This is a genomic window from Paenarthrobacter sp. NEAU-H11, from assembly GCF_050573415.1.
Lineage (GTDB): Bacteria > Actinomycetota > Actinomycetes > Actinomycetales > Micrococcaceae > Arthrobacter.
Window position 1 is genome coordinate 69,701 of sequence record NZ_JBNZGA010000002.1, and the last position, 12,624, is coordinate 82,324.

Annotated in this window: 13 protein-coding genes; 6 read left to right on the forward strand and 7 right to left on the reverse strand. The window is 68.8% G+C overall.

Features of this window, described 5'->3' with window-relative positions:
• On the reverse strand, window positions 1–570 hold a 570-nt coding region (locus ACQ3DC_RS02885; protein WP_430751665.1), incomplete at its 3' end, for a CYTH domain-containing protein.
• Window positions 571–611: 41 nt separating this feature from the next.
• On the opposite strand from ACQ3DC_RS02885, the gene ACQ3DC_RS02890 reads away from it, so the two are divergent.
• The 3 genes from ACQ3DC_RS02890 to ACQ3DC_RS02900 all read left to right on the forward strand — a co-directional run bounded on the left by ACQ3DC_RS02890 (window position 612) and on the right by ACQ3DC_RS02900 (window position 3,946).
• Window positions 612–1,889: a CynX/NimT family MFS transporter gene (locus ACQ3DC_RS02890; RefSeq protein ID WP_430751477.1), complete on the forward strand. Its 1,278-nt coding sequence runs from the start codon at window positions 612–614 to the stop codon at window positions 1,887–1,889.
• A 6-nt stretch (window positions 1,890–1,895) separates the two neighbouring features.
• Window positions 1,896–2,576 (forward strand): FadR/GntR family transcriptional regulator, encoded by a 681-nt coding sequence (locus ACQ3DC_RS02895; protein ID WP_430751478.1) that lies wholly within the window; start codon window positions 1,896–1,898, stop codon window positions 2,574–2,576.
• 113 nt (window positions 2,577–2,689) lie between these two features.
• The gene (locus tag ACQ3DC_RS02900) at window positions 2,690–3,946 is read left to right on the forward strand and encodes an AI-2E family transporter (RefSeq protein ID WP_430751479.1); all 1,257 of its coding nucleotides are present in this window, start codon (window positions 2,690–2,692) and stop codon (window positions 3,944–3,946) included.
• Window positions 3,947–4,056: 110 nt separating this feature from the next.
• Here ACQ3DC_RS02900 and ACQ3DC_RS02905 read toward each other — a convergent pair whose 3' ends face one another.
• Complete coding sequence (locus ACQ3DC_RS02905) at window positions 4,057–4,593, reverse strand: hypothetical protein (protein ID WP_157241531.1); 537 nt, start codon at window positions 4,591–4,593, stop codon at window positions 4,057–4,059.
• 155 nt (window positions 4,594–4,748) lie between these two features.
• Between ACQ3DC_RS02905 and ACQ3DC_RS02910 the strand changes: the two genes are divergently transcribed.
• The 3 genes from ACQ3DC_RS02910 to ACQ3DC_RS02920 are packed head-to-tail and all read left to right on the forward strand — an operon-like array spanning window position 4,749 to window position 7,185.
• Complete coding sequence (locus tag ACQ3DC_RS02910) at window positions 4,749–5,039, forward strand: hypothetical protein (protein ID WP_157241530.1); 291 nt, start codon at window positions 4,749–4,751, stop codon at window positions 5,037–5,039.
• 3 nt (window positions 5,040–5,042) lie between these two features.
• Entirely contained in the window at window positions 5,043–5,870 is an 828-nt protein-coding gene (locus ACQ3DC_RS02915; RefSeq protein ID WP_421092428.1) for a DUF1206 domain-containing protein, read from the forward strand.
• 28 nt (window positions 5,871–5,898) lie between these two features.
• Window positions 5,899–7,185 (forward strand): SRPBCC family protein, encoded by a 1,287-nt coding sequence (locus tag ACQ3DC_RS02920; protein WP_421092427.1) that lies wholly within the window; start codon window positions 5,899–5,901, stop codon window positions 7,183–7,185.
• Window positions 7,186–7,273: 88 nt separating this feature from the next.
• Here ACQ3DC_RS02920 and ACQ3DC_RS02925 read toward each other — a convergent pair whose 3' ends face one another.
• From ACQ3DC_RS02925 to ACQ3DC_RS02945, 5 genes are all read right to left on the reverse strand, one after another.
• A complete protein-coding gene (locus ACQ3DC_RS02925) occupies window positions 7,274–8,740 on the reverse strand; it encodes an FAD-dependent oxidoreductase (protein WP_321214157.1) in 1,467 nt (488 codons plus the stop codon).
• 101 nt (window positions 8,741–8,841) lie between these two features.
• A complete protein-coding gene (gene cobA, locus ACQ3DC_RS02930) occupies window positions 8,842–10,107 on the reverse strand; it encodes a uroporphyrinogen-III C-methyltransferase (protein WP_430751480.1) in 1,266 nt (421 codons plus the stop codon).
• A 180-nt stretch (window positions 10,108–10,287) separates the two neighbouring features.
• Window positions 10,288–10,737, reverse strand: coding sequence for an SRPBCC family protein (locus ACQ3DC_RS02935; protein ID WP_321214159.1), 450 nt, complete (start codon window positions 10,735–10,737; stop codon window positions 10,288–10,290).
• Window positions 10,738–10,954: 217 nt separating this feature from the next.
• A complete protein-coding gene (locus tag ACQ3DC_RS02940) occupies window positions 10,955–11,902 on the reverse strand; it encodes an ABC transporter permease (RefSeq protein WP_430751481.1) in 948 nt (315 codons plus the stop codon).
• A complete protein-coding gene (locus tag ACQ3DC_RS02945; RefSeq protein WP_157241525.1) occupies window positions 11,892–12,617 on the reverse strand; it encodes an ABC transporter ATP-binding protein in 726 nt (241 codons plus the stop codon). Before ACQ3DC_RS02945 ends, ACQ3DC_RS02940 begins: the two co-directional genes overlap by 11 nt.
• Between the last annotated feature and the right edge of the window lie 7 nt (window positions 12,618–12,624).

The following is a 12,624-nucleotide window of genomic DNA, read 5'->3' on the forward strand; positions in this document are numbered from 1 at the left end:
TGCGCGGCCCGCCCCTGGTTGGGCGGGGCGCCGCCCCGCGGGGGGGGGGGGGGGGGGGGGGGGGGGGGGGGGGGGGGGGGGGGTCCCCCCCCCCACCACCGGAGCCACTTCAGCCCCCCGGAGGTATGCCTGGAGGTAGGCCAAGAGGCTGTCAGGCACCACATCGGGCTGCCCCAGCGGGGCGTGCAGTTCCCGCCGCCGCAGCGGTTCCGTTGCGGAAGCAGCGTCATCCAGCGGCGGCAGCTTCAGGTGCCAGCCGGCGTCGGTTCCGCCGGTGCGGCGGCGGAGGGTGATCCGGTGGGACGCCAGTGTATGGCGCTTCGTGTCGAAGTAGACGGCCTGAAGCACAGCAGTATGGGGAAGACCCGCCCTGGTGACTCCTGGGAGCCCCTCCAGCGGAGGCACTGTGGCGTCCTCGTCGACGTCGTACTTCTTCTCAATCTCCGTTTGTTGGCTCACCGAAACAGGCCGTCCTTCCGCGTCGTTGCGGCGGGTCCGGACCTGGCTGGCCCGGTGCCGTAACCGGATTCTATTGCCCGAAGATGAACGGCCGGGAGAGAGGTCCGCCACAAAACTGCAGACGTCAAACGTCTAACCTTTAGACTCGAGAGATGCCTGAGTCGTATCCTCCCGCCGCCAACGCGCCCGCTGCTGCCGCCCCGGCAACCCCGGCCGTCCCGGCCGCCGCTTTGTCCGGGACGGGCACCAAGCCCCGGTCCGCCGTCGTTTTCGGCGTGATTGCGCTGGTGCTGATCGGACTGAACCTGCGCGCGGGCATCACCGGAGCGTCCGCCCTGCTGCATGACCTCCAGGCAGTCCTCGGGTATGGGGCGCTGGTGGCCGCCGTCATCCCGTCCATCCCCACGCTGTGCTTTGCGCTGGCGGGCGCCGGCACCTCCTGGCTAACCGGGCGCCTTGGCGTGGAAAAGGCGATCCTGGTGGCCCTGGCCATGCTGGCCGGCGGGCTCCTCCTGCGCGGCATTCCGGCCACCGGCATGCTGGTGGCCGGCAGCGTCCTTGGCATGTCCGGCCTGGCCGTCTGCAACGTGGCCATGCCCTCTTTCATCCGGGAACACTTCGCGCGCCGCACGTCGCTCATGACCGCCGTCTACACGGTGACCATGACCACGGGTGCCACCGTGACCGCCGTCGCCGTGGTTCCGCTGGCCCACGCCCTCGGCTCGCCGTCGGCGGCCGTCGGTGCCATTGGCATCACCGCCGTCGCGGCCCTCCTTGGCTTCCTGCCCGTGGCACTGCACGCCCACCGCAACAGCCCCCGGAGGCCGGCGGCCCGCGTCTCGCCGTGGCCGCTGCTGCGGACCCGCAAAGGGCTGCTCCTTACAGTGATCTTCACGCTGCAGGCCCTGCTCGCCTATGCCCTGCTGAGCTGGTTCCCCTACATGCTGACCACCATGGGCATGAGCGCCTCGGACAGCGGACTGATGTTTGGGCTGATGCAGCTGGTCTCCGTGCCGGCAGGCATGGTGCTGATCGCGATCGGCTCCCGGCCCCGGATGCTGCGGCCTGCGTTCTACCTGGTCAGCGTCACCATGGTGGCGGGCATGGTGCTGCTACTGGTGCTCCCGGTGGGGCTGGCCGCCGTCCCTGCCGCCCTGCTGGGCTTCGGCCTGGGCATCTTCCCGCTGGTGATGGTGATGATCAGCCGCAGCGGGGCGAGCACCGCCGAAACCACCGCACTGTCCACGCTTGCCCAGTCCACGGGTTACCTCCTGGCCACGGCCGGACCGTTCGGGATGGGACTGCTGCACAGCGCCACCGGCGGCTGGACCCTGCCCCTCCTGCTCCTGCTTGGCCTGGCGCTGGCCCAGATCGTGGTGGCCCACCTGATCACCGGCAGGGCCATGACCAACGCCGTTGGAAGGAAGTAGCACGCCATGGCCCTAAGCCCATCCTCCCGCCCGCCGCTCGCGGACGAGGTCACCGCCAAGCTGCGCAGCATGGTCCACTCCGGCGAATGGCCCCTGCACCGGCGCATCCCGTCCGAAACCGAGCTGATAGCCCGCCTCGGCGTCTCCCGCGGCACCCTCCGCGAGGCCGTCAAGGCCCTTGCCCACAGCGGAATGCTGGAGGTCCGGCGCGGTGACGGCACCTACGTCCGGGCCACCAGTGAAATTTCCGGCGCGGCCCGCCGGCTGTACCAGGACCACACCGAGGAGCACATCCTGGAAGTCAGGCTGGGCCTGGACACCCAGGCGGCCCGGCTGGCGGCGAGGAATGCCACGGCCGACGACGTCACGGCGCTGCGTGCCCTGCTCGCCGCCCGGGACCAGGCCTGGGGCGCCGGCGACTACGAGGCCTGGGCGCGCGCTGACTGGGGTTTCCATGAACGGGTAGCCCAGGCCTCCGGCAACCCCCTGCTGCACGAGCTGTATGCCAGCTTTGGCGCCGCCTTCCACCAGGACCTCCTGAAGCAGCAGGGCCGGCCGGGTTTCGACGGGCGCCCGCATGAGGGGCACGGCCTGCTGGTTGATGCCATTGAACTCCGTGACGCGGAGGCCGCCGTGGCCACCGTGAACCGGAACCTGAACTCCTGCGCCGAATGGCTCGCCGGATAGTCCTCCGGGGTTTCACCCTTGCCCAATCCGTCAGTAGGCTTACTACCTGAGAAGGTAGTAAGCCTGTCCGGCATCCCGGCGCGGCAGGCACCCGCCGACGATGAGGAGTTCCCATGGCGCGATCATCACGCCTCACCGAGCACGACGTGAGCCACGAACCCCCGCAGGAGGCCACGGCACAATCACCGGCTGTTGCGGCTGCCGCTGCCGCCGCGCACGGGGAGCCGGGCGGCGAAGGCCACCGCCCTGCGGCTGCCCGGAAGCCCAAGGAACCCAGGTCCCCCTCCGAGCTCTGGGGTGACGGCCTGGGCAGGGTGGGCATCCGCGCCGCCCAGGTCCTGCTGATCCTTATCGTGGCGGTTGTATCCGTCTACGCGCTGATGCAGATCAAGCTTTTGGTCATTCCAGTCCTGATAGCGCTGATCCTGGCCGCGGCCATCGGCCCGTTCGTGAACATGCTCCGGCGCCGGGGGCTGCCCGGGGGACTGGCAACAGGGATCGCGTTCATCGGCCTTTTGCTGGCGCTGGGCGGCGTGTCCACCGTCATCTACTTCTCGGTGCGCAACCAGTGGAGCGAGCTCGCCCAGCAGGCCTCCTCCGGACTGGATGAGCTGGAGAAGTTCCTGCTGACCGGACCCGTCCCCATCGAGCAGGAACAGCTGGACCAGGCCCGGCAGGGCATCATCGACTTCGCCACCAGCAGCCAGGTCCGCTCCGGCGCCATCACCGGATTGTCCGTGGTCACCGAGTTCATCGCCGGGGCCGGCCTGATGATCGTCATCCTCTTTTTCTTCCTGAAGGACGGCGCCAAGATCTGGAACTTCTTCCTCCGCCCGTTCACCGGAGCCCGTGAAGCCAAGCTGCGCCGCGTGGGCCGCCGCACCCTTGAGGTGCTCGGCGGCTACGTCCGCGGCACCGCGATCGTCGCCCTGGTGGACACGGTGGCCATCGGCGCCGCGCTGCTGATCATGCAGGTGCCCCTGGCCATCCCGCTGGCCATCGTCGTCTTCATCACCGCCTTCATCCCCCTGGTTGGCGCCACCGTGGCCGGGATCCTTGCAGCCCTGGTGGCGCTGGTGGCGAACGGGCCGGTGGTCGCCCTGATCGTGGTGGCCGTGGTCATCGCCGTCAACCAGCTCGAGGGCGACCTCCTGCAGCCCATCGTCATGGGCAAGTCCCTGCAGCTCCACGCCCTGGTGATCCTGATGGCGTTGACGGCCGGAACCATCCTCGCCGGCATCGTGGGTGCGGTGCTGTCCGTGCCGCTGGCCGCCGTTGCCTGGGCCATCATCCAGGTATGGACTGCCGAGGACCCGAACCTCGAGGACATGAACCCGAACCTGCCACCGGCGGGCACCAAACCGATCTAGGCCGGCCGGCAAGGACACCTTCCCGGCCCGTGCACGACGACGGTCCGGCACCCAGGTGCCGGACCGTCGTCGTGCGTTGCCGCCTTACCCCGGGGCAGGCACCCGTATGGCTAGGAGCGCAGGCCCGCGAGGACGTTCTTGGGACGCTGCATCTCGCCGTGCTTCGCGCCCAGGACAACCACCAGGCCGGCGAACGCCGGGATGACCCACTGCAGCACCTTCAGCTGCTGCTGGGCCGCCTTCAGTTCGTCGGATGCCTCCGGCCGGGGCTCCGTGGCACCCGCGGCGCCCTGGTCCGCAAGCTTCTCCACCTTCTTGCCAAGGATGCCGGAGTACAGCGTTACCGCCGCGCCTACCACCGTCACCGCCGTCTTGATCACGGTGTCCCGGGCCACGCCCTCCTGCTTGGCAATGCGTCCCTTGTTCTCCCAGGCGATGGCCAGGTCCGCCACGAGGTGGGAGGCGAAGGCCGCCGTCTGGAACGGCGCCCACTTCATCCAGCCGGCACTGGAGAGCCGGGTGCGTTCGGACGGATCCTTGGCTGCCGCCGCTGCACCGTTGAGGCCGATGGCCCCCATGAGGGATCCGCCGAACCACGCCGCTGCCGTCAAATCGTGAACTGACCGGGCAATGAGATTTCCTGCCATGTTGTGCATTCCTAACGTCGAAGTGGTTGCGGGATGCCGCTCGTGCGGTCTTCGCTTGCCGTGTCCCGTCAGGGTCTTGGCCCGCCCATGGTAAGCACACTTACTAATGTTACGAAAGCCCGTCTTCCCAGAGCAGAACGCGTAACATCGTCGCCATGGGAAACACAGGGACTTTGTTTGGCTGGGCTTTTGGGGACCCGGCCCGTGAAGACGAGAACGCATACATAGAAGGCCTGCAGAACGAGGCACTGGGCAACGCCCGGGAGACGGCCAAAGCCAAGGGGGTGGCCGTGGTGCCGGACTCCCAGGTGTTCACGGTCCTGAGTGCGGACGACTCCCTGGTGGAACTGGACAACGCCCCCGGAAGGCTCGTGGTCCGCTGCACCGTGCACGTCGAGGGGCCCGGCGCCGAGAAGCTGCGGGCCGAAGGACCAATGAACGGCTGAGCCATGTCTGACGGGGAATCCACCATCCGCCAGGCCGCGGACGCTGTCGAGGAGGCCTCCAACCACAAGGCCCTGGACGTCCTGGCGCGCACCGGATTCGCCGTCATGGCCCTGCTGCACGTGATCATCGGCGCCATTGCCATCGCCGTGGCGTTCGGCCAGCCCGGCGAGGCCGAACCCACCGGGGCGATCGAGCAGCTCGCCGCCAACGCCTGGGGCCCGGCCGTGATGTGGGCCTGCGTACTGGCTTGCCTCGGCCTGGGGCTGTGGCAGGCAAGCGAGGCCACCCTGCGGGCACGCCGGCTCCCCCGCAAGGAGCGCGTGTCCAAGCTCATTTCCTCCGGTTTCCTGGCCATCGCCTACAGCAGCGTGGGGTTCAGCTTCGCCGGTTTCGCCGTCGGGCTGCGTGGGGATTCCAGTGACAGCACCCGGGATTTCAGCGCCTCGCTGATGGCTACGCCGCCAGGGCTGTGGACGCTGGTGGCCCTCGGCCTGACGATCATTGGGATTGGAATCTACTTCATGGCCAAGGGGGTCCGCCGGGGGTTCAAGGAGGAGCTGTACTACTTCGACGGCAGGCGGCGCGGCAGGCTGATCGACGTCCTGGGCGTCGGCGGCCACATCGCCAAAGGCGTAGCCCTGGTCCTCACCGGACTGCTCTTCGTCATCGCCGCCGCCAAGCACAGCCCGGACGAATCCACCGGGCTGGACGGCAGCCTCAAGGCCCTCCAGGACCATCCCTTCGGGCCGTACCTCCTGGTGGCCATCGGTGCCGGATTCATCGCCTATGGGATTTTCGCCCTTGTCCGGTCGCGGTTCGGACGCATGTAGTTCCGCCTTTTCGGGGTAGGAAGGAAGCATGACGGACCACCTTGTGAGTGACCAACCAGCGGCCGGCCGCGCCGGACCCATAGGTACGACGGCGGGCGGGGCCTTAAGTGCGACGGCGGGCGGCGCCTTCGCGGGCATGTTCCGCCTCGTCAAGCTGGCCCGGCCTGACCGGCCCATCCATCCGGACGGGGTGGCGCTGGCCGGTGACCTGGCTAGGACCGGCAGCCCCGGTGAGCCGAGCGGGCTGGACTGGCTGGACCAGCCCGGCACGGACACCGTCGAGGCGAGGTTTTCCCGTTCGGCGGGCCTGCCGCAGAACCTTCCGGACATCCTGGGGCTTGCGCTTCGGGTCACCCCGCCCGGCGGTCATGCTCCCGGCGGCCCTGCTGCCGGCTTTGCCGGCCCCGGCCCGGCCGACGTCCTCTTCGCGTCCACCGGCTGGCGGCTGCCCGGCCGGTTCCTGCTCCAGCCCAAACTCGACGTCGCAAGCGCCACCCTGACCACCCTCATGCCGTACCGCGGCCGGAAAGGTCCGGTGCTGCTGGGCCTGCGGACGGAGCAGCTTCCGGACGCGTCGCTGGCTTCCGGGGAATGGATTCTTGGACTGTACTGGGCCAGGCCAGCCGGGCAGTGGCATGAGTGCGGCGAGCTGCGCCTGCGCGCCGCCCCCGAGCCGCGGGACACTCCCCTGCGCTTCGACCCGCTCGCCAACCAGCCGCCCGGAACACAAACGTATGCCTGGGCGCGCCGCCTCCGGGAGCGCTCCTACCTGGCGGCACAGCAGCCGGCTCCTGCCGTCGTCGTACGCTCCCCCGCTGCGGCTCCCGCTGCGGCGGGAAATCCTGCCCGCTCCACCACCACAGGAAGGAACACCATGTCCACCGTGTCCCAGCTGTTCAACTCCCCCGCCGCCGATATCTGGAAAGTCATCGCCGACGGCTGGCTGTACTCCGGCTGGGTGGTGGGCGCTTCCCGGATCAGGGCCGTGGATGACACGTGGCCGCAGGCCGGCTCACGCCTGCACCACTCCGTGGGCGCGTGGCCGCTGGTGATCAACGACAGCACGCAGGTGACCGGCGTCGAACCCGGTAAATCCCTGGAACTGGTGGCCCGCGGCTGGCCCATGGGCGAAGCGAAGGTGGCCATCACCCTTGAGGACCGGGGCGATCAGTGCCTGGTGACCATCGCCGAGGACGCCATCCGCGGACCCGGCAAGCGGGTGCCCAAGGTACTGCGTGACCCCGCAATCTCAGTGCGCAACCGCGAGACCCTCAAGCGGCTCGAACTCATGGCAGCAGGCGGGGCAGGGAGATAGCACGCACGGGTTAAAGCAACGCGGGTCACATCCCGCCCAATAACTTCGGATTATCGGGCGGAAAGTGACCCCGCGTTGTTCCTGCGAACTAGACCTGCGCGGCCACGCCGTCGCGGGAGATGTCCACCATGTCCTCGCGCGGCACCACCTTGATGCGCTCACGCTTGACCTCGACACCGTGGGAGCCGCCGGCCTCGGTGGCCGCAGCACCGAGCGCGAGCTCGTGCGCGTCCAGCGCCAGCCAGCCTTCCCAGCTGGTGAACTTCACGCCCCGGGCATCGAGGAGTTCCACGACGGCGTCCTCTGCGGGAACACTGGCCACCGGGAGGTTTTCGCGGTCCTCCAGCAGGTAGGTGACGGTCTCGAGGGCGTCGCCCTTGGTGTGGCCGATCAGGCCCACCGGTCCGCGCTTGATCCAGCCGGTGGCGTAGATGCCCGGCACGTGGGTGCCCGAGGCGTCCAGGACGCGGCCGCCGTCGTTCGGGATGACGCCCTTGGTGTGGTCGAACTCGATCTCCGGCAGGGCGGAGCCGAAGTAGCCGATGGCGCGGTACACGGCCTGGACCGGGTACTCCACGAACTCGCCGGTGCCGCGGGCGTTGCCCGTGCCGTCCAGCTCGGTGCGCTCAAACCGCATGCCGGCCACCTTGCCCGGGGTCTCGGCGTCGTCATAGATCTCCACCGGGCTGTGCAGGAAGTGCAGGTGCAGGCGGCGGGAGGCCTTGAGCTCGGAGAGGTCCTCGGGCTGCTCGGCGATCCAGTTAGTGAGCGTGCCCACCATGGTCTTGGTCTGATTGTTCGTCTGGATCTGGCGGTCCGATTCCTCGTCGAACTCGAAGTCCTCCGGGTACAGGATGATGTCCACGTCCTTGGAGTGGGACAGCTCGCGCAGCTCCAGCGGGGTGAACTTCACCTGGGCGGGGCCGCGGCGGCCAAAGACGTGCACGTCCGTGACCGGGGAAGCCTTCAGGCCGGCGTAGACGTTGTCCGGGATTTCAGAGACCAGCAGGTCGTCGGCGTGCTTGGACAGGACGCGGGCCACGTCCAGGGCCACGTTGCCGTTGCCGATCACGGCGATCTCCTTGGCCTCGAGCGGCCATTCGCGCGGCACGTCCGGGTGGCCGTCGTACCAGGAGACGAAGTCTGCGCCGCCGAAGGAGCCTTCGAGCTCGATGCCGGGGATGTTCAGGTCCGCGTCCTTGATGGCGCCGGTGGCGAAGATGACGGCGTCGTAGTGGGTGCGGAGGTCCTCGATGGTGAGGTCGGTGCCGTAGTCCACGTTGCCGAAGAAGCGGATGTCGCCGCGGTCCAGGACCTTGTGCAGGGCGTTGACGATGCCCTTGATGCGGGGGTGGTCCGGGGCAACGCCGTAGCGGATCAGGCCGTAGGGTGCCGGGTAGCGGTCAAAGAGGTCGATGCTCACGGTCAGCTCGCCGCTCTTGACGGCCTCGCTCTTGGTGAGGATGTCCGCGGCATAGACGCCGGCCGGGCCGGAGCCCACGACGGCGACGCGCAGCGGACGTTCGGCAGAACCTACGGTGGTGCTTGATGACACGGCTGTGTTCCTTTTCTTCGGTCCGTCCCAACTAGGTAGCGCTAAGTGTCGTTATGAGGGTTCAAAACGACACTTGGCGCTACTTAGTTGGGTGGGGGCTACTAGGTTGTGAGGACTCGGGGCTTGCGGGGGCTGTTCGGGGTGGTGGTGCTGTAGTCAGCGGTTTTGAAGTGCGACGGCGCGAAGGGGCTCACGCCCACCACGTCGCCGATGACAATGACTGCGGGATTTGCGACGCCGGCGGCTTCCGCCTGGTCCGCAATGGAACCAAGGGTGCCGATCGTCACGCGCTGGTCCGGCAAATAGCCGTTTTCCACGATACCAACTGGCGTCCCGTCAGGCAGTCCGGCTTTGCCGAGGGCGGACGCGGACTCGCGAAGTTGGCCCACACCCATGAGCAGGACGATGGTGTGGTCGGGGCGGGCGGGGATTTCAGAGAGTTCCTCGTGGCCGGTCACCACGCTGAAGCCCTTCGCCAGTCCGCGGTGCGTCACCGGGATTCCGGCTGCGGCGGGAACGGAGATCGCCGACGTGACGCCGGAAACCACTTCAACCTCGACGCCGTGCTGCCGGCAGTGTTCGGCCTCTTCCCCGCCGCGGCCCAGGACGTACGGGTCGCCGCCCTTGAGCCGGACCACCCGGTGGCCTTTGAGGGCTTCCTCGACGAGGATCCGGTTGATCTCCGCCTGCGGCACGGGGTGGTGGCCGGGCGTCTTGCCAACCTCGATCACGCGGACATCGGGTGCAAGTTCGTTCAGGAGTTCGCGGGGGCCCAGGCGGTCGGCCACCACGACGTCGGCCTGGCCCAGGAGCCGGCGGCCGCGGACGGTGATGAGCCCGGTATCGCCGGGGCCGCCACCCACCAGCGCAACGGAACCGCGGTGGGCCCGGCGGCGGCGCAACGGAAGGTCACCCGTTTCGAGGGCGGTAGCAACGGCGTCGCGCACTGCCATGGCACGGCGGGGGTCTCCCCCGGCGTTCACTGCGATCTTGACGTCGTCCACCTCGGCGACTGCCGGGGTCCAGGCGGCGGAGGCTTCATGGTCGGAGGCGTTGACGCACCAGACGCGCTGCGCCTCGGCGTCGTTCGAGACCTGGGCGTCCACGGCGGTATCGCCGGTGGCGGTCTGGACGAACCAGGCGCCGTCGACGTCGGACGGAAGGTAGGTGCGTTGCTCCCAGGTGAGGAGGCCGGCGTCGGCCATGTCCTGGAGCGCGGCGGAGGCAACGGGAGCCACAACGGTGACCACTGCACCGGCGTCGAGCAACCCCTTGGCGCGGCGGGCAGCAACGGGGCCCCCACCCACCACCAGCACCGGGCGGCCGAGGAGGCGCAGCGCGGTGGGGTAAATATCCTGAATTGCCATGAATCAACGGTAGGGCCGCGTCACAATCGCCCACAAAGGCCGAGCAACACCAGTTCACGCAAGGTAACGCTTCGTCACAAAGCTGGCAGGCCGTCGTCGTGCGCCTTCACGGGGCACATTGGCGGGGCTCAGGGCCGTCTGCGCCCTTGTCCCCGGCGCGTCCTTGCCAATGTGCCCGGTTCAGTTGCTGATGCCGGCGAGGAACCGGCCGCGGTCCCGGATGAGCCGGTGCAGGTAGGGCCGCAGGACCAGCTTTTCGGCTGCACGGCCAAGGAGCCCGAACGGCGCCGTGAACTCCACCCGGTCTGTCATGATGCAGCCGCCGGGGGTGGCCTCGAATTCATGGACGTGGCGGAAGGACCGGAACGGGCCGCGGATTTGCTCGTCCGTGAAGCTCCGCGGGTAGTCCATCTGGGTGACGCGGCTGGTCATCGTGAGCGAAAGCCCGAAATGCCGTGCCCGCCAGGAGACTTCCTGGCCCTCACCGATCAGCCCGGACGTCACGCCGGCCACCGCCCGCTCCCCCGAGCCTTTCTGGGATTCCACGTGGGCGTCGACGCTGCGGGCCAGGTCGAACAGCCTCTCCGGTGGAAGGGAACTCTCGGTGTGGCACGCAAAATTGGCGGTCATGGAGCCAGTCTGCCATCCAGGTCCTTTGGGTCGGCACCTCCCGGGTCCGGCCGCAAATGCGTAACTTTTGGGCCTGATGCAGGATGGTGCCCGCGATACCGCGCGGCGGGGGCGGCCCCGGGCGGTCAGAAGTTACGCATTTAGGTCGGCGGACACGGCAAAGCCCGACGGCGGGAGGTCGCCGTCGGGCTTTGCGGGGTGCGGAAGGCGGGGGTGCTTAGCGGGTACTGCCGGCCAGGAGCCCGCGGCTGCGGAGGAGCCGCTTCTCGATGGGCCCGAAGACCAACAGCTCTATCAGGATGCCGACGGCGAGGATCAGCAGGATCGCCGACATCACCACGGCCATGTCGGACAGCTGCCTTCCCTGATCCAGCAGGGAGCCCAGGCCGAAGCCGATGGTGCCGCCCACGGCGATGATTTCCGCCGCCATGAGAGACCGCCAGGAGAAGGCCCAGCCCTGCTTCAGGCCGCCCAGGTAGCCGGGCAGCGCGGCGGGGAGGATGATCTGCAGCGCCATCTCCAGCCGGGACGCGCCCAGGACGGTGCCCACGCGCCGGTACTGCGGCGGGATCTGGTCCACACCGGAAATCAGGCCGTTGATGATGGACGGGATGGCGCCCATGAACACCACGAAATACACGGTGGCGTCGGTGAGGCCGAACCAGATGATGGCCGCCGGGACCCAGGCAACCGACGGCAGCACCTGGAGGCCGGAAATCAGCGGACCAAAGGCCCGGCGCAGCGGCGCGACCTGGGCCAGCAGCAGTCCCACCGGTGTGGCGATGGCGACCGAAATGACGAAGCCCACCAGCCCTCGCTGCAGTGACGTCCATACGGATTCCTGCACTTTGCCCTCGCTCCAGAGGACTCCCATCTGGCCCAGCACGTCCATCGGGCCTGGCACCTGATCGCGGCGCTTGAACCCAAGCGAGACGTAGAACTGCCACGCCAGCACCAGCACCACCAGGGCGGCGATGGGCAGCAGGATGCGGCTCCAGTCCACCCGGCGCTTCCGGTCGGCGTCGGACTGCAGGGAGTCCAGCCCGGACTCGAGTTCGCGCAGGTCCTCGCGCCCGGTGGAGGACCGGGTCAGCGCGGCGTGGATGTGGCGGGGCTCGGCCGGTTCGGCGGAAGCTTCGGCCAGGGGCGTTGGGTTACTTGGCATGGCGGCGGATCTCCTCCCGGAGCCGGGCAGTGATGACCCCGGTCAGCTGGCCGGCGAGCCCGGCGTCGGTTCGGTGTTCCTCGGTGACGTCCCACTCCTGGACCACCCGGCCCGGCCGCGAGGACAGCAGCAGCACGCGCTGGCCCAGCCGGACGGCCTCGCGGACGTTGTGGGTCACGAAGACGATGGTCCGCCCGGTTTCCTTCCAGATCCGCTCCAGTTCATCGTGCAGCAGGTCGCGGGTGATGGCGTCGAGGGCGGCGAAGGGCTCGTCCATCAGGAGCAGCTGCCGGTCCTGGGCGAGCGAGCGCGCCAGTGACACGCGCTGGCGCATGCCGCCGGAGAGCTCGTGCGGGCGCTTGTCCCCGGCCGAACCCAGGTGCACCAGCTCAAGGAGTTCCTGGGCCTTGGCCTTGCGCTCCGCCTTGCCCACGCCGCGGAGTTTCAGGGCCAGCTCGATGTTTTCCCGGGCGGTCAGCCACGGGAACAGCGCGGCGTCCTGGAACATGAAGGCGGCACCGTCGCTGGGCACCTCCAGGGCGCCCGACGACGGCGGCTCCAGTCCCGCGATGATGTTCAGCAGGGTGGATTTGCCGCAGCCGGAGGCGCCGAGGAGGGCAACGAACTCGCCCTTCCCGATGGTGGCGTTGACGTCGTCCAGTACCGGGGCGCCGTCGCCGAAGCGCTTGCCCAGGTGTTCCAGTACGACTGGCATGGTGCCG